General features: G+C 48.2%; 21 protein-coding genes. 9 read left to right on the top strand and 12 right to left on the bottom strand.

Annotated elements, in window-relative coordinates; all coding sequences use genetic code 11:
- Nucleotides 1-9 precede the first annotated feature (9 nt).
- The 4 genes from ACXAFQ_RS13735 to zapE form a co-directional block, all read right to left on the bottom strand.
- On the bottom strand, nucleotides 10-1,443 hold the full coding sequence (locus ACXAFQ_RS13735) for a PepSY-associated TM helix domain-containing protein (protein ID WP_474823357.1): 1,434 nt from the start codon (nucleotides 1,441-1,443) through the stop codon (nucleotides 10-12).
- The gene (locus ACXAFQ_RS13730; RefSeq protein WP_474823353.1) at nucleotides 1,440-1,982 is read right to left on the bottom strand and encodes a hypothetical protein; all 543 of its coding nucleotides are present in this window, start codon (nucleotides 1,980-1,982) and stop codon (nucleotides 1,440-1,442) included. The genes ACXAFQ_RS13735 and ACXAFQ_RS13730 overlap by 4 nt, the downstream gene beginning before the upstream one ends.
- A gap of 127 nt (nucleotides 1,983-2,109) precedes the next feature.
- Nucleotides 2,110-2,832 carry a YebC/PmpR family DNA-binding transcriptional regulator gene (locus tag ACXAFQ_RS13725; protein ID WP_474823349.1) on the bottom strand — a complete coding sequence of 241 codons (723 nt, stop codon included), beginning with the start codon at nucleotides 2,830-2,832 and terminating at the stop codon, nucleotides 2,110-2,112.
- A 324-nt stretch (nucleotides 2,833-3,156) separates the two neighbouring features.
- A complete protein-coding gene (gene zapE, locus ACXAFQ_RS13720) occupies nucleotides 3,157-4,257 on the bottom strand; it encodes a cell division protein ZapE (protein WP_070123923.1) in 1,101 nt (366 codons plus the stop codon).
- 391 nt (nucleotides 4,258-4,648) lie between these two features.
- On the opposite strand from zapE, the gene ACXAFQ_RS13715 reads away from it, so the two are divergent.
- From ACXAFQ_RS13715 to ACXAFQ_RS13705, 3 genes are all read left to right on the top strand, one after another.
- On the top strand, nucleotides 4,649-5,089 hold the full coding sequence (locus ACXAFQ_RS13715) for a ZapG family protein (protein ID WP_474823342.1): 441 nt from the start codon (nucleotides 4,649-4,651) through the stop codon (nucleotides 5,087-5,089).
- Between the two features lie 82 nt (nucleotides 5,090-5,171).
- Nucleotides 5,172-6,542, top strand: a complete 1,371-nt coding sequence (locus ACXAFQ_RS13710; RefSeq protein WP_474823338.1) for a DegQ family serine endoprotease — start codon at nucleotides 5,172-5,174, stop codon at nucleotides 6,540-6,542.
- Nucleotides 6,543-6,781: 239 nt separating this feature from the next.
- Nucleotides 6,782-7,783, top strand: coding sequence for a trypsin-like peptidase domain-containing protein (locus ACXAFQ_RS13705; RefSeq protein ID WP_474823650.1), 1,002 nt, complete (start codon nucleotides 6,782-6,784; stop codon nucleotides 7,781-7,783).
- Nucleotides 7,784-7,830: 47 nt separating this feature from the next.
- On the opposite strand, the gene ACXAFQ_RS13700 is transcribed toward ACXAFQ_RS13705, so the two are convergent.
- The 8 genes from ACXAFQ_RS13700 to ACXAFQ_RS13665 all read right to left on the bottom strand — a co-directional run bounded on the left by ACXAFQ_RS13700 (nucleotide 7,831) and on the right by ACXAFQ_RS13665 (nucleotide 13,295).
- The gene (locus ACXAFQ_RS13700) at nucleotides 7,831-8,055 is read right to left on the bottom strand and encodes a hypothetical protein (RefSeq protein ID WP_070123919.1); all 225 of its coding nucleotides are present in this window, start codon (nucleotides 8,053-8,055) and stop codon (nucleotides 7,831-7,833) included.
- Nucleotides 8,056-8,592: 537 nt separating this feature from the next.
- Nucleotides 8,593-9,855 carry a UDP-N-acetylglucosamine 1-carboxyvinyltransferase gene (gene murA, locus ACXAFQ_RS13695; protein ID WP_474823334.1) on the bottom strand — a complete coding sequence of 421 codons (1,263 nt, stop codon included), beginning with the start codon at nucleotides 9,853-9,855 and terminating at the stop codon, nucleotides 8,593-8,595.
- A 14-nt stretch (nucleotides 9,856-9,869) separates the two neighbouring features.
- Nucleotides 9,870-10,127, bottom strand: coding sequence for a BolA family protein (locus ACXAFQ_RS13690; protein ID WP_070123916.1), 258 nt, complete (start codon nucleotides 10,125-10,127; stop codon nucleotides 9,870-9,872).
- A 58-nt stretch (nucleotides 10,128-10,185) separates the two neighbouring features.
- Complete coding sequence (locus tag ACXAFQ_RS13685; RefSeq protein ID WP_070123915.1) at nucleotides 10,186-10,494, bottom strand: STAS domain-containing protein; 309 nt, start codon at nucleotides 10,492-10,494, stop codon at nucleotides 10,186-10,188.
- Nucleotides 10,491-11,150, bottom strand: coding sequence for an MlaC/ttg2D family ABC transporter substrate-binding protein (locus tag ACXAFQ_RS13680; protein ID WP_474823325.1), 660 nt, complete (start codon nucleotides 11,148-11,150; stop codon nucleotides 10,491-10,493). The genes ACXAFQ_RS13685 and ACXAFQ_RS13680 overlap by 4 nt, the downstream gene beginning before the upstream one ends.
- A gap of 72 nt (nucleotides 11,151-11,222) precedes the next feature.
- On the bottom strand, nucleotides 11,223-11,708 hold the full coding sequence (gene mlaD / locus ACXAFQ_RS13675) for an outer membrane lipid asymmetry maintenance protein MlaD (protein ID WP_474823320.1): 486 nt from the start codon (nucleotides 11,706-11,708) through the stop codon (nucleotides 11,223-11,225).
- Nucleotides 11,709-11,721: 13 nt separating this feature from the next.
- A complete protein-coding gene (gene mlaE / locus ACXAFQ_RS13670; protein WP_474823316.1) occupies nucleotides 11,722-12,498 on the bottom strand; it encodes a lipid asymmetry maintenance ABC transporter permease subunit MlaE in 777 nt (258 codons plus the stop codon).
- Nucleotides 12,495-13,295, bottom strand: coding sequence for an ATP-binding cassette domain-containing protein (locus ACXAFQ_RS13665; protein WP_474823312.1), 801 nt, complete (start codon nucleotides 13,293-13,295; stop codon nucleotides 12,495-12,497). Before ACXAFQ_RS13665 ends, mlaE begins: the two co-directional genes overlap by 4 nt.
- 557 nt (nucleotides 13,296-13,852) lie before the next feature.
- Here ACXAFQ_RS13665 and ACXAFQ_RS13660 point away from each other — a divergent pair.
- Genes ACXAFQ_RS13660 through lptB form a run of 6 tightly spaced genes read left to right on the top strand, consistent with a single transcriptional unit; the run spans nucleotide 13,853 to nucleotide 18,186 of the window.
- Nucleotides 13,853-14,809, top strand: coding sequence for a calcium/sodium antiporter (locus tag ACXAFQ_RS13660; RefSeq protein WP_070123910.1), 957 nt, complete (start codon nucleotides 13,853-13,855; stop codon nucleotides 14,807-14,809).
- 28 nt (nucleotides 14,810-14,837) lie between these two features.
- Entirely contained in the window at nucleotides 14,838-15,809 is a 972-nt protein-coding gene (locus ACXAFQ_RS13655; RefSeq protein ID WP_474823305.1) for a KpsF/GutQ family sugar-phosphate isomerase, read from the top strand.
- Nucleotides 15,809-16,363, top strand: a complete 555-nt coding sequence (kdsC, locus tag ACXAFQ_RS13650; protein ID WP_474823302.1) for a 3-deoxy-manno-octulosonate-8-phosphatase KdsC — start codon at nucleotides 15,809-15,811, stop codon at nucleotides 16,361-16,363. Before ACXAFQ_RS13655 ends, kdsC begins: the two co-directional genes overlap by 1 nt.
- Nucleotides 16,360-16,923: an LPS export ABC transporter periplasmic protein LptC gene (lptC, locus tag ACXAFQ_RS13645; protein ID WP_070123907.1), complete on the top strand. Its 564-nt coding sequence runs from the start codon at nucleotides 16,360-16,362 to the stop codon at nucleotides 16,921-16,923. The genes kdsC and lptC overlap by 4 nt, the downstream gene beginning before the upstream one ends.
- Entirely contained in the window at nucleotides 16,892-17,461 is a 570-nt protein-coding gene (gene lptA, locus ACXAFQ_RS13640) for a lipopolysaccharide transport periplasmic protein LptA (RefSeq protein ID WP_474823296.1), read from the top strand. The genes lptC and lptA overlap by 32 nt, the downstream gene beginning before the upstream one ends.
- Nucleotides 17,461-18,186, top strand: a complete 726-nt coding sequence (lptB, locus tag ACXAFQ_RS13635; protein WP_474823294.1) for an LPS export ABC transporter ATP-binding protein — start codon at nucleotides 17,461-17,463, stop codon at nucleotides 18,184-18,186. The genes lptA and lptB overlap by 1 nt, the downstream gene beginning before the upstream one ends.
- The last annotated feature ends 29 nt before the right edge of the window (nucleotides 18,187-18,215 follow it).

Here is an 18,215-nt window from a genome sequence, read left to right as displayed (position 1 = left end):
ATGCGACAATTAAAGGCGATGACTGGCTTTTATTACCAGTAAGGCCAGGACGGCGAAGCACACGGCGGAGAAAACCCAGCCTGTATTTACGATAAGCGCGCCTCCCCGCCAGGCGTTGGCACCGAACAGCGCGGCGTGCGTTACCACCAGCGCGAGGGCCAGAATAAAGCTTAATACTAGAAATAGCCATTTGCTGCGCGGGTGATCTTTAAAGCGCCAGCTGATAAATGAGGTAAACGCAAGCCCGCCCCAGAATAACCAGATTGATGAGAACCCAGTGATAAGGTCGATAAGTGCGCAGGTGATGATCACCAATGGTGTTCCCCACACAACGCCTGTCCATAAATGGTTGATGTAATCACTGCCACTGCGTTTCGCCAACCACATATTCACGCCAGTTACCGAAATAACACACAGTGCGATACCTAAAAAGACATAGAAAAGCTGGACTATAAGCGGCCCGAAATGCCCAAAGTGCAACCGGAACACCGAGAACACCGCCTGACGCCCTGGTTCACCGTCGCTGAAACCCACATTGCTTAAGTAATTGCCTTGGTTGTCGAAGCGGTATTGTTCAGCGTAAATCAATCGCTCTGGCAGTGTTGCGCCAATCAGCATGTACTGGCTGGGTGTGCCGAATTTTTCCAGTGCGATATAAAAAGGCTTTGCACTTGGCGCCACCTTTGCAAGCTCTGCTATGGCTACGGTTAGATTCGCAGGCGCTATTGGCTGGGCCAGTTTAGGTTCGGCAGCGTAAACGGCATCTTTAACAACGCCTTCATCGCCATTAAAGTAAACGGCTGCATAAAAGGTTGCGAGTAATCCAGCCAAGCCAAAATACGCGCCGGTAACGCCAAACATAAGGTGAAAAGGAGAAAGCCACACGCTTAAACGATTGTGGATATCGGTTTGCTGTTTGCTTTTACTGCCATTTACACGAAATGAAAACGCATCTTTTATTAGCCGACGGTGTGCAAAGAAGCCGGATATGACAAGAGCGCACAACGCCACACCAAACACACTCACTACAATCATGCCCCAGTTATAAGGCAAGTGCAGATACACGTGAAGATGGGTAATGATGTCCATGAAGCCATGAGAAACCTGTTCCCCCAAGCTGCCATCCTGATTGACATAAAAGCTGCCATTGCCCGACGAAATTTTAGCCCGCGGACTCTGCTCTGTGGGCAGCATAATAAATAAATGATTTGCAGGGGCTTGCTCGTTCGACAGCGCGCTTTCATAGGCGTGTTGCAGCTTTTCAATGTCGATGCTGCTGTATTCTTCTACCGCGGGTTGCTCCCAGCGTTCAATAAACGGGTTAAGCACCACTAAAGCACCGGATAAGCAGATGAGATACATCAGCGCACCGGCGGCTAATCCTAGCCAACTATGACTCAGCAGGGCTTTTTGCGAGGTGGTTTTAGATGGCAATAAACTCATAACCAGATCAGCCCTACGGTAGGAATAACAGCGAACAGGCCAAGCAACGCTGCCCCACGAAAGATATTGCGATAGCTACAGGCGACAAAGGCTAGTGCGCCCCACACGACTGGCACCGCAAGGTACAAAAAAACGATGTGGTTGGTAGGATTCCGGAGGAATAACGCACTCACCCAGGTAGTGGATACTGTTGCGGCGTAGCCAGCAAGCGGCACGGCGAGTAGCGCATAAGCGAGGTTTCTGAGCCAGACATGCCTGCCCACGGAAAGGTTTTTAGGCAGCTTTGGTTTATCTGCGCGAATGTTGTTGTAGTCGGCGGTAGCCACAGCCACGGTTATCGCCAGCAGCCCTCCCACGGCAAAACCATACACTATGCCAAATTCAGCGCCGGCAAGTAACACCCAGCAATACACGCTCACCACAAAAGCGGTCCAGAAAAGTAAATTCTTTAGCGGACTTTTGCGGCGGGTCTTCCATTGTAGATACAGCCCGAAAACACTGACGAACGCCAGCAAACAGGCAAGACTGCTCCAGGGCACCTGAAAACCTTAAGAAATGGTAAGAGAAAGTAGCATGGTAAAGAAAAACACCACGCAAGAGAACAAAAAACAGCGGGAAAAGACAGACTTGCCGACAATTCAGCAAGTCTGCACAGGAGAATAACGCTTAGTTTGGCGTAATCGCGTTGTGGTAAACGTCTTGCACGTCGTCACAATCGTTCAGCATGTCCATGAATTTTTCAAACATAGGCATGTCTTCTTCACTGATTTCCACTTCGGTTTGTGGAATGAAGCTGATTTCTTCTGCATCCAAAGAAATGTCTGGGAAAGCTTCAGTGAGTGCGGTTTTTACGCTGTAGAATTCGGTGTGCGGCGCGTAAACAGTAACTTTTCCGTCTTCACATTCCACTTCGGTTACGTCTACATCGGCTTCCATTAATGCTTCCAGCACGGTGTCTTCGTCGTCACCGGCAAACTGGAAAATGGCCTGATGATCGAACATGTGCGCTACAGCACCCGGACCACCAATTTTCGCGTTAGTTTTAGTAAAGCAATTACGTACGTCGGTAATGGTACGGTTATTATTGTCGGTCAAACAGTCAACAATAACCATACAGTTACCCGGGCCGAAACCTTCGTAACGTGCTGGTACGAAATCTTCACCGGCACCGCCAGCGGCTTTGTCGATGGCTTTTTCGATTACGTGGCTTGGAACCTGATCTTTCTTGGCTTTTTCCATCAGACGCTTCAGCGACAGGTTGGTATCCGGATCCGGACCACCGTTCTTCGCGCACACGTAAATTTCTTTACCGTATTTAGAATAAACCTTGGTTTTAGCGCCAGCCGTTTTGGCCATGGCGTTCTTTCTTACTTCAAATGCTCTGCCCATCTTAGGTCTCTGTATCTTACTTTTACTTGACGATGCCCGCGGAAAAAATACAGGCACAGTTTAAAAATTGCTGTGCAGTTTACCGACTTTGCCGGTGAGTTAACAGTTTTGCGTGACTTGAGGCAGGGCAGCGCTTCCTTGCCGGGACGCTTATCGCAAATGAAACACGGCGTAAACCCATCCATGGGGCCTCGGCTGCCGCTTCCCTGCGGCAGACGGTTTCATTTGCGATAAGCTTACCCGTCTGCAGCGCTCGCCTGAAAGTCCGCAGAAGTGAGCCCCCGCTTCTGACCGGAAGGCACTTGCTCGCTCATTGCATACAACTCACGGCAAGTGTTCTCGCGCCAGGTATTCTCTCGACTGCATTTCTTTTAGGCGGCTTAAGCAGCGGCGGAATTCAAAACTTAAACGTCCATCGGTGTACAGCTCTTCTAGCGGTACTTCGGCTGTCATGATGAGTTTTACATGACGCTCGTAGAATTCATCCACCATGGCAATAAAGCGTCGCGCGGTGTCGTCGTTCTTTTCGCCCATCTGTTTTACGTTTGCCAGCAGAATAGAATGATAGCAGCGGCTCAGCTCAATGTAGTCACTTTGACTGCGAGGGCCTTCACATAAGGCTGCAAATTCAATAGAAAGTACACCTTCGGCGCTTTTGCGCGTGGGAATTTTGCGGTTATTAATTTCAATGTCTTCGCCGCTTTTACGATTTTCAGGCGCCAACTGATCGAAGTACATGTGCAGGTGCTTGTCGCCATCTTCATCTAACGGCGAATGAAAAATTTCCGCTTGCTCAAGGGTACGTAAGCGATAATCAATGCCACTATCTACATTAATCACTTCAGTATATTTGTTGATTAACGCAATGGCCGGTAAGAATCGGGCGCGCTGCAAACCGTTTTTGTACAGTTCGTCTGGCACAATGTTCGACGTGGCTACCAACGTGATGCCGCGGGCGAACAGCTCTTCCATCAGCGTGCCTAAAATCATTGCGTCGGTGATGTCGGAAACAAAGAACTCATCAAAACAAATCACCCTGGCTTCATCGGCCAAACGGTCTGCCACTATTTTCAGTGGGTCGGAGTGGTTGTCTAAAGTTTTAAGTTCGGCGTGCACACGGTGCATGAATCGGTGGAAATGCACCCGGGATTTTTTGTCAAACGGCAAACAATCAAAAAATGTGTCAACCAGATAGGTTTTACCCCGCCCTACTCCGCCATAGAAATAAATGCCTTTTACTGGCTCTTTCGCTGCTGGCTTGCCAAACAGTTTTTTCAGGCTGGCACCTAAACCGCCACTTTGCGCTTTCTGCGCGGTAAGGTCATCGTATAAACGCTGCAGTGCTTTAACCGCATTCTCCTGTGCAGGATCGTGTTTAAACGTGGGCAACTGCAGGTCTTGCTGATATTTTTCCCAGGGCGTCATCGCCGAAACTACTCCCGATACAAGATAAATTGAAGGTCCGCTGCACCGACCTCCTTGAAAAATCAGATTCCGATCTTAAATTCCGAATAAATACAGGTAGAATCGCAGCGCTGTGTCTTATGCGAGGTGAAACTGGTCGACTACCAGCCGAGCACCGTATTACTTCAAATGAGTCACGATTATATAGCAATGCTGAAAGTCAGATAAGGTTTTACATCGCGGATAACCCACAAAAAGCTGAAAAAATCAGCGTTATGTCTGGGTTACAGAAAATTAAAAAGCTTTGAGTAAATACCTGAGGGCATTCACATTCAGAAATTGCTATAGTCTCATTGAGTATATGTATTACTGCGCCGCCACTTTTACCCGGCGCAGCGTTTTGGAGAAATGAATGGACGTTTTAATTCCCGTTGCTTTGTTGATTGTTGGTTTGATCATCGGCTTTTTCGTAGCCCGTTTTATGAGTTCCCGGGATGGTGCCTCAAACTCATCGAAGCAGGCAGAGCAGAACCTCAAGGAATTGATGTCGCAACAGGCTGTTCACCATATTCATCAAACCCGCCAGGCTATTGATTCTATTGAGAAGCAGTGCCAGGCATTGAAGCAGCAAGTGGCAGATTATGAAACCTTGCTGAACCAGGGTGATGATGAAGACGCGCCGAGTGTGCCTTTTTACGGTGAACAGGCTACGTCGTATTTACGTAATAACATTCAAGGCAGAGAAAAGACGAAACCCGTAACGGTTGCCGAAACTCAGCCACGGGATTTTGCAAATGCAGGTTCCGGCCTGTTTGTCGGTTCATCCGGTCGTTCTACCGCAGAAAAAGAGTAGAATTCGGAACTTTTACCCGTTCGTCTGAGTCTGTCAGTGAAAGTAAACATAATCGCATGAAACATGAGGAGTGTAAGCGAATATGAAGAAATCTCTACGCCAGATGTTGGTTGTCTCTAGTGTTGTCGCCAGTACTATGGGTATGTCTGCTAGCGCGAGTGCTGCGTTACCTTTCTTCGGCGATGACAAAAAACAGGAAATGCCTTCGCTGGCACCCATGCTTGAAGAAGCAATGCCAGCGGTGGTGAGCATTTCTGTTGAAGGCACACAAACTGCTACCCAGCGTGTGCCTGAAATGTTCCGCTATTTTTTCGGCGGTCCACAGGAACAAGTGCAGGAACGTCCCTTCCGCGGCTTAGGTTCCGGTGTCATCATTGATGCGGATAAAGGCTATGTGGTGACCAATAACCACGTGGTCGACAACGCCGACGAAATTACCGTTAAACTTAGTGATGGTCGCGAATTTAAAGCGAAAAAGCTGGGTTCTGACGAGCAAAGCGATATTGCACTGCTTAAAATCGAAGCAGACGACTTAGCCGCCCTGCCGGTATCAGATTCCGATTCCATGCGTGTAGGCGACTACGTGGTGGCTATTGGTAACCCTTTTGGTCTGTCGCAAACCGTTACCTCAGGGATTATTTCTGCCATGGGCCGCTCTGGTCTGAATATTGGTGGATATGAAGATTACATTCAAACCGACGCGGCAATTAACCGTGGTAACTCAGGTGGCGCACTGGTAAACCTGCGTGGTGAACTGGTTGGTATCAACACCGCTATCTTTGGCCCTAACGGCGGGAACGTGGGCATTGGCTTTGCTATTCCTAGCAACATGATGAAAAACTTGGTTGATCAGATTGCTGAATTTGGTGAAGTACGCCGTGGCCTGTTGGGTATTACCGGTAGCGACGTAGACGCCGGTATCGCTAAAGCCTTGGGCGTAAGCGCTAACCGTGGTGCCTTCGTACGAGAAGTAACGCCAGATTCTGCGGCTGAAAAAGGCGGCTTAAAAGCCCGTGATATCATTACCGAAGTGAATGGTCGTGCCCTGCACAGCTTCCGTGAAATGGCAGCGAAAATTGCCAGCATGGGCGCCGGCGCTGAAGTGGAATTAACCATTATTCGCGACGGTAAAGAGAAAACCGTAGACGTTGTGCTCGACGATGCTGCCGACAGCAAAGTAACCGCTGCCACTATTCACCCAGCACTTGAAGGTGCAACGCTGGTGAACGGAAAAGACGAAAACGGTAACGATGGCGTGAAAGTGGAAGAAATTACCCCTAACACACCCGCTGCCCGCATTGGTCTGCAACCCGACGACGTGATCGTTGGTGTTAACCGTCAGCGCGTAACCAAGGTAGTTGAGTTCCGCGATAAGCTTGACGATTCCGGTGACGACGTACTGGTACTCGATATCAAACGTGGCAAAGCGTCGCTGGCAGTGATTATTCGATAAGAAGCATTCGCCAAGCCGCAATACCATAACTTCTAAAGGCCGGAAATTTTTCCGGCCTTTTTTTGTTAAATTCTCCGTCGCATTGGTATTAAAGGGTTAAAATGATATCCTTAACATTCTTCAAAATTCGCCTCGCAGGACGTTCCTGAGGCAACATGGAATAGACCGGCGTGGCAGGTAAGCAATTCATCGTATTCGTTATTAAATCTATTGTTCTCGGTATCGTTGTAGCGGCACTGATGCTTTTATTCATGCCAGCATTACGCAACGGTGCAGGATTCAGCGAATACCTGTTCTCTGCCAATAGTGGCTTGCCTCCCCGTGAATCCCATTATTCAGCCATTAGCCGCTCTGCGCCTGCCGTAGTAAACATTTATAGCGTTAGCATTGAAAACGACACCGGGTTATTCCGTAATCGCGCCCGCGAACGTGCGAGTTTGGGCTCGGGTGTGATCATGACCGAAAGCGGTTACCTGCTTACCTGCAACCACGTGGTGGCTGATGCCGACAGTATTTTTGTTGCGGTTCAAGATGGCCGTGTGCTGGAAGCACAAATTGTGGGTACCGATGCCCTAACCGACCTCGCGGTACTGAAAGTCGATGCCGACAACCTGCACGTGATCCCGCAAACTGATGAATCAAACCTGCATGTGGGCGACGTGGTGATGGCCATTGGTAATCCCTTCGATTTAGGCCAAACCATTACCAACGGCATTGTGAGTCGCGCAGGACGAAATGGCTTATCGAACTATGTCGACTTTATTCAAACCGATGCGGTACTTAATCAGGGAAACTCTGGCGGCGCATTGGTCGACAGCAACGGTACGCTGGTAGGCATCACCAATGCTAACTTCCAGGTGCGCGATTCCCGTAACGGCGTGCGTAACGTAGACGGCATTAACTTCGCTGTGCCCTATGAACTGGCAAAACGGGTCATGGCCGATATTATCCAGAACGGGAAAGTAATTCGTGGTCAGCTGGGCTTTGTGGGGCAAGAAAATCGCGGAGCGCCGGGCATTACCGTAACGGCCGTGGCCACAGGCTCACCGGCTGAAAGAGCGGGTTTACGTAAAAACGATGTGCTGTTGGCTATCGATGGCATTCAATTAAAAAGCGCATCGAAAACCCTAGATATGATTGCCGAAACCGTGCCGGGAACCACACTGGAACTGAATATTAGCCGCGATGGCGAGAACATTATGCTGTCAGCGGAAGTGGCTGAGTTAGGTGCGGCACCTTAAGCGTATTTCCCAAAGATGACAAATTAGCAGACATAAAAAAACCGGAGTTAACTCCGGTTTTTTATGTATTCACATTGGCTACCATCTTTGCAATGTATGCCTGCCTGCGCCGTATTGTCCGGTTTGGACTCTTTGGCCAGTGCATAAGGCGGCTCTCCGATAAAAACAATCGTTGCCACCATAAGACTGAACAGTACAGCAGGTATGGCATCTTTCGGATCTGTGCTCACCACACGCCGAAGTTGCTGACTAAGCGAAAAAGAAATACTCACGCGCGAACCCCAATAAAATCAATTCTATCCATTATTTTTGACACTTCCCTGAACCACATATCTTGTATTGTGTCGATACAAACAAATTGAAATGGATTCGTCAGGCCACTGCGTACGAGGTGTGTTCGGGTAGTATTGTCTACCTCTTTTACCGTTATACTAGTGCCTTTGGATCTTTTATTTTTATTTCCTTTCATCTTTGCTGAAGGTTCCCTGAAAGAAAACAACAACTCAGACTTTGGTATATGTACCATAAACGGTAAATAATTGACAGGCCGAGCCAGTAATTCATTAAAATTTAATGAATTTTGCGTACTGCACTTTTGTGGTGTGTACATGGTGCCCTCGTACGTTCTGCCCCATAATTGAAACCTTCAATAACAAGATAGACCAGATTAGCCAATTCGTCAGGTTTGCGCCGATGAACGCCCCCGTAGACATAAAAAAATGGCGCTGTTCCTAAATAGGGAATAGCGCCATTTATCATTTTTCTTAAACTACACACATTGCTGCGCGTTTTGCTATTTACTGTAAAACTTACTCTTTTACACGCACGATATCTGCGCCCAAGCCATTCAGCTTTTCTTCAATGCATTCATAACCCCGGTCGAGGTGATAAATACGGCTAACGTGAGTTTCGCCTTCAGCCACCAAACCGGCAATCACCAGGCTGGCTGAAGCGCGAAGGTCAGTGGCCATTACCGGCGCACCTTTTAGTCGCGAACTGCCTTTAGACAACGCACTGTTGGCTTCCAGAGAGATTTCTGCGCCCATGCGTTGCAGCTCTGGCACGTGCATAAAGCGATTTTCGAAAATCGTTTCAGTGATCACGCCCGTACCTTCTGCCACACAGTTTAATGTCATGAACTGGGCTTGCATATCGGTGGGAAAAGCAGGATGCGGTGCGGTTTTAACTTGAACCGCTTTTGGCTTACGCCCTTCCATGTCCAGCTCAATCCAATCATCACCTGTAGTGATGGTTGCACCGGCCTGACGGAGTTTATTCAACACGGCTTCCAGGGTTTCTGGCGCGGCGTCTAAGCATTTTACTTTACCACCAGATACCGCAGCGGCTACCAGGAACGTACCGGTTTCAATGCGGTCAGGCAGCACACGGTAATCACAGCCATTCAAAGTTTCAACGCCTTCAATGGTGATATGGTCGGTACCCGCACCACTTACCTTTGCGCCCATCTGATTCAAACAGTTTGCCAGGTCGACAATTTCCGGTTCGCGGGCCGCGTTCTCAAGCTCGGTAGTGCCGTCTGCCAGCGCTGCCGCCATCATCAGGTTTTCTGTCGCGCCAACGCTTACCATGTCCATGAAAATGCGCGCGCCTTTCAAGCGGCCATCTACTTCAGCACGAATATAACCTTCGTCGACTTCAATCTTCGCGCCCATCAACTCTAAGCCAGAAAGGTGAAGATTCACCGGACGTGCACCAATGGCACAACCACCCGGTAACGACACGTTGGCTTTACCTTGCTTAGCCAGCAGCGGGCCTAGAACCAGGATAGAAGCACGCATGGTTTTCACCAGGTCGTACGACGCGGTTACGCTATTTAATGTTGAAGCATTAATAGTAACTTCATTAGCACCCGGGCGCGCCACTTCAGCACCCAGTTCTTTAAGCAGTGCCGTGGTAGTATTAATGTCACGCAATGCAGGCACATTGGTGAAACGACATAAGTCGTCGGTCAGCAGTGGCGTCATTAGCAGCGGTAATGCCGCATTTTTCGCACCGCTTATGCGCACCTCACCATTCAGAGGCGGGCTTTTTTTAATTATGAGTTTATCCACAGGAGAAGGAAACCTTACTGGGGTAAATGGAACTGACGCTCACGCTGCCAGTCTGCTTCGGAAAAGGTTTTAATTGAAATGGCGTGCATTGAGCCGTCGGCGATCTTGTCTTGCAGTGGGCCATAAACAGCTTGCTGACGTTTAACCCGACTCATTTCACTAAAGCTATCGCTTACAGCAATAATCGTAAAGTGAGACCCTTCACCTTTCACATGCACTTCTGCAAGGTTCAGTTTCTCTTTTAATAACGCTTCGATTTCTGCTAATTCCATAATTTCGCCAATAATTCGCTAACTTTGAAGACGGCCATGCCGTCGGGATACGGGAAAATTACTCTACCGGCAAAAGGGTGTCGACATCGCTGATTTTAGCCAGCTTAAGCAGTTTTTCCGGCGCGTTGGCAAGTACAACATTTACATTGCTTGCCTTGCCGTCGCGCACTGCGTTGATCAACCAGGCAAGCCCGGCACTGTCGATTCGCTCCACGTCCCCTAAATCAAGAACGCATCGCCCTTCCTTTACCAAAGAGGACTTTTCAGTGGCACTTAACATGTCCCACCAATTTTTAGCGAGTGTATCACGGTCGAGGTTACCGTGAATATGCACAATACCATTTTCACCTAGCTGAAATAGATTCACGCATCTTCCTTTTGTTGAGCTTCCTGTACCTGTTCGCCCACGGGTTGTTCAATTTTCTCGCGCATCAGTTTCAAGATGGCATCGATACCTTCCTGACGTAAGATAGGCTCGAACTCACTACGCTTACTGTCTAGCAGGCTAATACCTTCCGCAGACATGTCGTACGCTTTCCATTCATTGGTTTTTGAATCTTTACGCACTTGGAAAGCCACTTTGATATCTGGACGACCCGTGTCTTGCACGATGGCGCGCACGGTTACTGCTTTTTTACCCGCGAAATCGGCTTCCGGCTCAAAGGTAACCGTTTGATTGTCGTAATACCCCATGGCTACCGCGTAGGTGGTGATCAGATACTGTCTGAAAACTTGTACATATTCCTGCATTTTATCTTTAGGCAGTGAGGTAAAGTAACGACCTAGTACTTTAAATGCTGCGAATTGATAATCGATGTGAGGAAGCAGTTCTTCTTTCATGATGGTGCGTAATACTTCAGGATCTTTCTTAATTTCATCCTGGCTGTTTTTGATACGGTCGAAGGTGCGATTACCGACATCCTTCACCATCTCATATGGGTTTTGTTCGTTTATTTCTTGCGCCTGCGCTACGTTAAACAGGCTGGCAATCAATACGCCGGCAATTAAAAAGAACTTTTTCAACTGTCTTTCTCCTAAACTAAATATCCTGAGTGCCGCATTAATAAAGACCGCGACACATAAAAAATGTTTCAATTACTCGCCGTTGTTGCTGTCGTTACCACCGCGATTGAACAGGAATTGTCCAATCAGGTCTTCCAGCACTAACGCCGACTTGGTGTCTTGTAGATAGTCACCGTCTTTCAGTTCTTCAATACCGTCGAAAGAAAATCCTGGCTGAAAACCGACGTACTGCTCGCCTAGCAAGCCAGATGTCAGAATAGAAACCGAGCTGGTTTCTGGGAACCCTTCATAATCGGTAGAAATACTCAACGTTACTACGGGGGTATAATCTTCTTTATCTAAATGAATATCGGTTACGCGACCTATGGTTACACCGCCCACTTTAATGGCGGAACGCTCTTTCAGGCCGCCGATATTGTCGAACTTCGCATAGAGTTGGTAGGTATCACCTGAACTGGTCATGGTTTGGTTGGCCACCTTCAGCGCCAGTAGCAAAACAGCCGCGACTGTTAGTACTACGAACACCCCAACCATCAATTCCGTTTTATGTTTATTCATGTTTACTCTCTACTTACTCTATTCCGAACATCAGGGCGGTGAGCACGAAGTCCAGCCCTAATACTGCTAATGATGAAAATACAACGGTTTCCGTCGTGGCTTTACTGATGCCTTCTGATGTCGGAACCGAATCATATCCTTTAAAAATGGCAATCCAGGTCACAACTAAGGCAAACACGAGGCTTTTCAATACCCCATTTATGACATCTTTCTGAAGTTCTACGGTGGATTGCATGAGCGACCAATAACTGCCGCTATCTACGCCCAGCCAGTCAACACCTACTAAGTGGCCGCCAAGAATACCTACAGCACTAAAGATCATGGCGAGTGCAGGCATGGAAAACAAACCGGCCCAGAAGCGTGGCGCGACCACACGACGAAGTGGATCAACGGCCATCATTTCAAGGCTGGATAACTGCTCTGTGGCTTTCATTAAGCCAATCTCCGCGGTTAACGCAGAACCGGCGCGTCCGGCAAACAATAGCGCGGTAACCACAGGGCCTAATTCACGCAGCAGCGATAACGCCACCATGGGTCCCAAGCTGCCCTCTGCGCCATAGCCAACCAAAATGGTATAGCCCTGCAATGCCATTACCATGCCGATAAACAACCCCGATACCACAATGATAAGCAGCGACTGCACACCCACCACGTAAACCTGACGAATTGTGAGCGGGATATTTTTCAGCGACGGCATCGCGAATATGGCACCAAACAGCATAAGTGCGGCGCGGCCAATAGCGGTTAAACGGGCCAGTGTATTTGCCCCAACCTGTTGGAAGAAGTTCATGCTTTACCTCCAAACAGGCTTTCGTTGAGCTCGGCAGCAGGATAATGAAACGGCACCGGGCCGTCGGCTTCGCCTTTCAAAAATTGCTGTACCAGCGCAGAATCACTGTTTTTGATTTCGTCTGCTGTGCCCTGCCCGATAATACGTTTATCGGCAAGAATGTAGATGTAATCGGCGATGGTGAGTACTTCGGTAACATCGTGGGTAACCACGATACTGGTAAGGTCCAGTGCATCGTTAAGTTCGCGGATAAGCTTTACCAGCACACCCATGGAGATTGGGTCCTGACCGGCGAACGGTTCGTCATACATAATGAGATCGGGGTCGAGGGAAATAGACCTGGCCAACGCCGCGCGACGGGCCATACCACCGGATAATTCACTCGGTTTCATTTGCGCAGCGCCACGTAAGCCCACAGCCTGTAGCTTAAGAGCGACAATAGTGCTGATAATATCTTCATCTAGCTTGGTATGTTCACGCAGCGGAAAGGCTACGTTATCGTGCACTGTCATGTCGGTAAATAACGCGCCGCTTTGAAATAACATGCTCATTCGGCGACGGGTTTTATACAGCTCGCTGCGGCTCATCGAAACAATGCTGTCACCGTCGAAACGGATATCACCCTTTTCAGGCGCTAACTGACCACCGATCAGTTTTAACAGCGTTGTTTTACCTATTCCGCTAGGCCCCATTACCGCGGTAATCTTGCCCTTGGGGACAACAATCGACACACCGTCATAGATAACGCGTTCACCGCGACGGAATGTCATGTTGTCTATTTCTACTAAATTTCCCATATATTGAAGACTTGCCTTCCTTTCAGATTCGTTACTGAGCCAGATGTTGCGGCTTTTACCACTATGAGGTCATTGTACGTTTTTTACTAATTCCGACAAAAGACGAAAAAGTTACAAGTTGTGTTCGCATTTTTCGATTATTCGTATGTAAGTTTGGACTATTGCCCGGCTTAACATGCAAATAATCTAACATTCAGCAAATGTCGCGCCAAACAGCGCAAAAACAAGTCGGATGTCATAAACGTAATGTTGTCATCACGCAGCATACAAGCACACAGCAAACAATGCGCTATGCTGACATTTTTTTACTAAATCGGGGATTCATCACACTGATAATGCTGATACAGGTCAACAATAGAAATATCGCAGATTGAATACATCAACGAACGCCGCGTTTAAGGGGTTCCCCCTCAATAACCTGACCGGGCTTTCGCTTTTTCCATTTCGAATAGATTTTAAACATCGAATTATGCAAAACGTGCGTATTCTATCGAAAGCATAGGCAAATGCCGCGCTTTTTGCGACAATCCGAAAAAACAAAAGACGAATGGTAACTTGTGATACTTTCTATCTGCATTTTCCTGCTGGGACTTGCTGTACTTAGCTGGAGTGCTGACCGCTTTGTGTACGGCGCCTCTGCACTGGCGAAAAATATTGGCATTTCACCCATGATGATTGGTTTAACCATCGTTGCTATGGGCTCATCTGCTCCTGAAATTGTGGTTTCTGCCATTGCTTCCTCGAACGGTAATATGAATACCGCGGTGGGGAATGCGCTGGGTTCAAACATTACCAACGTAGCCCTGGTACTGGGTATCACTGCCCTGGTAAAACCCTTAGTGGTGTCTTCCTCTACCCTCAAACGCGAATTTCCGGTATTGCTTGGCGTTACCGTTCTTGCCATGTTCTTCCTTAATAACGGTAAGTTAGCGCACTTTGAAGGTATGATTCTGTTCGGCTTGTTTGTGTTCGTACTCGCCGCTATGGCCTGGATTTCACTGCAGGTAGATAAAGAAGACCCGCTGGTAAAAGACACCGACAGCGAAATTCCCGAAGGCGTAAATACCGGCTCGGCGGTACTTTGGGTAGGCGTGGGACTTGTATTGTTGCCGTTAAGCGCACATTTCATGGTAGAAGCGGCCGTAGATATCGCCCACTTCTTTGGAATTTCAGACCTGGTGATTGGTCTGACGATTATTGCCCTCGGTACCAGCTTACCCGAACTGGCCGCCAGTATTGCTGGCGTGCTGAAAGGTGAAAGTGATTTAGCATTAGGTAACGTGATTGGCTCGAACATCTTTAACCTGTTGGCAGTGCTTGGTATGCCAGGGTTAATTGCGCCAGGCCCGTTAGATGAGAACGTGTACAACCGTGACATGTGGGTGATGTTTGGCCTTACCGTGCTGTTGTTCTTCTTAAGCTTTAATTTCATCGGTAAGCGACAACTTGGTCGCCTTGAAGGTGCTATTTTTGTTTTATGCTTTCTTGGTTATCAGTACTGGCTATTCGGGTAAGTATTTACGAACAAGCGAAAACGGATAAATGAATAATTCTAGCTATATTGCCTCGGCTAAACGGGTTATCGATATTGAGATTCAGGCGATCTCCGCCCTTACCGAGCGTTTAGATTCCACCTTTGAAGCCGCTTGCGCGATGCTCGCAAGCTGCACAGGGAAAGTGGTGGTAAGTGGCATGGGTAAGTCCGGTCATGTAGGCCGCAAAATTGCCGCCACCCTAGCAAGCACCGGTACACCGGCGTTCTTTATGCATCCTGGTGAAGCGAATCACGGTGATCTGGGCATGCTTAGTGAGTCTGACGTGCTGTTGGCTATTTCCAATTCAGGCGAAACCGGCGAACTGGTTAACTTGTTGCCAGTAGTGAAGCGCTTAAACGTGCCAGTTATTGCCATGACGAACAGCGCCCACAGTTCATTGGGGCAACATGCCGATGTGGTACTAGACATCAGCGTGGAAAAAGAAGCCTGTTCATTAGGCTTAGCGCCAACATCGAGTACCACCGCCACATTGGTGATGGGCGATGCACTGGCCATTGCGTTACTGGACGCCAAAGGATTCACGTCAAACGATTTCGCGTTGTCGCACCCTGGCGGTAGCCTTGGCCGTAAACTGTTATTAAAAGTCCGTGATATTATGATGACGGGTAATGAACTGCCCTTGGTGTCATCGTCTGCCACCATCTCTGAAGCGCTGCTGGAAATCTCTTCCAAAGGCCTGGGCATGACAGGTATCACTGACGAACACAACAAGCTCGCGGGTATTTTTACCGACGGCGATCTGCGCCGCATTCTGGATGCGAAAACCGACATTCATTCTACGCCGGTAGCCCAAGTGATGACGCGCGGCGGCAAAACAACCCGCGCCGAAACGCTGGCAGTGGAAGCATTGAACCTGATGGAAGAGTTTAAAATTAACGCGCTTATGGTTGTCGATGAAAACAGGCAACCAGTCGGCGCATTCAACATGCATATGCTATTGAAAGCAGGAGTGCTCTAATGGGACATGAAGTCACCTTTTACGGCGTTATCAGTGAAGAGCGATTTGAAAAGCTGAAGAATCTCAAACTGTTGGTTTGCGACATAGACGGCGTATTTTCTGACGGCCGTATTTATCTCGGCAACGACGGAGAAGAGCTGAAAGCCTTTCACACCCGCGACGGTTATGGCATTAAAGCGCTGATTAACAGCGGTATTGAAGTGGCAGTGATTACCGGTCGCGACTCAGCCATTGTGAAAAACCGCATGAAAGCGCTGAACGTTAAACACATCATTCAAGGCCAGGAAAACAAAGCCGATGCCATGGCCGATTTATGCAAGAAGCTTGGCCTTAGCCCCGAACAAGTGGCGGCCATTGGCGACGATATGCCAGATTTAGGCATGTACAAGTACGCTGAAACCAAAATTGCCGTTAAAGATGCCCACCCTGCGGTTACCCGTGAAGCGAACTGGATCACCACGAAGCCTGGTGGTTACGGCGCTGTGCGTGAAGTGTGTGATGTGATTATGCAAGCGGTGGGTACGCTGGATATTATTCACGGTGCCAGTGTATGAATCGATTAGGCCTCAGTATTTCCGCACTGTTTGTGATGGCATTGTTGATGTACATGCCCGTGTGGATGGCCGAAGATGAAAAACCCGCTCAGTCGATGAGTGATAGCGCGTTACGCCCGGCTTATAAGGCCAAAAACCTCACCACCACCTTGTACAACGATGAAGGTAAGGTGAATCATGAGGTGTACGCCGCTTCAATGGAACATTACGACCAGCTTGGCTTTGTGTTATTCAGTCAACCCAAATACACTGTCTATGCTGCGGAAAATGAAGCTCCCTGGCAGGTAACCGCAGATAAAGGCACATTATATAATGACGATCTCATTCAGTTAGAAGATAATGTGCTGATTAAGAGTCTGAATCCTGACGAGTTCGTTCAGACCATTACAACTGATTTCATTAAGGTTAATCTGGATGATAAAACGATGACATCCGATCAACCTGTTGATATCCGCGGTGTTCAGACCATCATCAAAAGCAATGGTTTTAATGCAAACCTGCGTACCCAACAATATGAGTTGATAGATCATGTTCAAACGATTTATTCCCCTGGCAGCTAGCCTGATAACAACGATCTCTGTTGCTGTAATGCCCACAGTAGCCTTGGCCGACAACACAGATTTCGACAAGCCAATTAAAGTTGATGCGAAGTCGCAGTTCATTGACGGCAAGAAGAAAACATCTACCTTTAAAGAAGACGTGAAGATTACCCAGGGTTCGTTGGTGATTACCGCCGATGAAGTTCAGGTTATTGCTAGCGACGGTGACGGTAAAGAAGTGTTTGTGGCCTATGGCGAACCGGCCAGCTATTCACAAACCATGGACGATGGTGCACAGGTAAAAGCCAGCGCCAATGAAATTCGTTACGAAGTTGCCAGTAAGCTCATTTCCCTGCAAGGTCAGGCTCAAATTCAGCAAGATAGCAGCATGGTTCAAGGCGATAGCATTCGTTATGACATGGGCAAAGAGCAGCTTCTTGCCACCGGCGGTGACAGCTCGAGCAGTGGTCGTGTTACCACGGTATTTCAGCCAGAAACCGTAAAAGGGCTGTCTGAAGACGAAAAGAAAAGCGATGACAACGAAGGTGACAATCAGTAATGGCCACGTTAACCGCGAGCCATTTGGCTAAGTCGTACAAATCTCGTCAGGTTGTGCGCGATGTAAGCCTTTCTGTGTCTACCGGTCAAATTGTGGGTTTGTTGGGCCCCAATGGTGCGGGAAAAACCACCACCTTTTACATGATTGTAGGATTGGTGCCACTGGATAAAGGCAAAATTAATATCGACGAAAATGAGCTGACTCACGAGCCAATGCACGAGCGTGCACGTCGCGGCATTGGCTATTTGCCGCAGGAAGCATCGATATTCAGAAAGCTCACGGTACATGAAAATATCATGGCTATTTTGCAAACCCGTAAGGATTTAAAAAGCCATCAGCGTGAAGAAGAAGCCGACGCGCTACTTGATGAATTTAATATTAACCATATACGTAATAGTACAGGTATGAGTTTGTCGGGTGGTGAACGCCGCCGGGTTGAGATTGCCAGAGCCTTAGCAGCTAACCCACAATTTATTTTGCTTGATGAACCCTTTGCCGGAGTTGATCCAATTTCGGTTAATGATATAAAGAAGATCATTCAACATTTAAGAGACAGAGGTATAGGCATCCTGATTACCGATCACAACGTAAGGGAAACCCTTGATGTTTGTGAAGAAGCCTATATCGTCAGTCATGGAGAACTGATTGCTCAGGGCACCGCAGAACAGGTATTAAGTAATCAAAAAGTTCGAGATGTATACCTAGGTGAGCAATTCAGGCTATAGTTAAGTTATCGGGCATAACAAACCGCAAT

Source organism: Alteromonas sp. ABH2_165, assembly GCF_056159945.1.
Note: the sequence above shows the minus strand (reverse complement) of the source record. Positions and strands in the feature narration are given on the sequence as shown.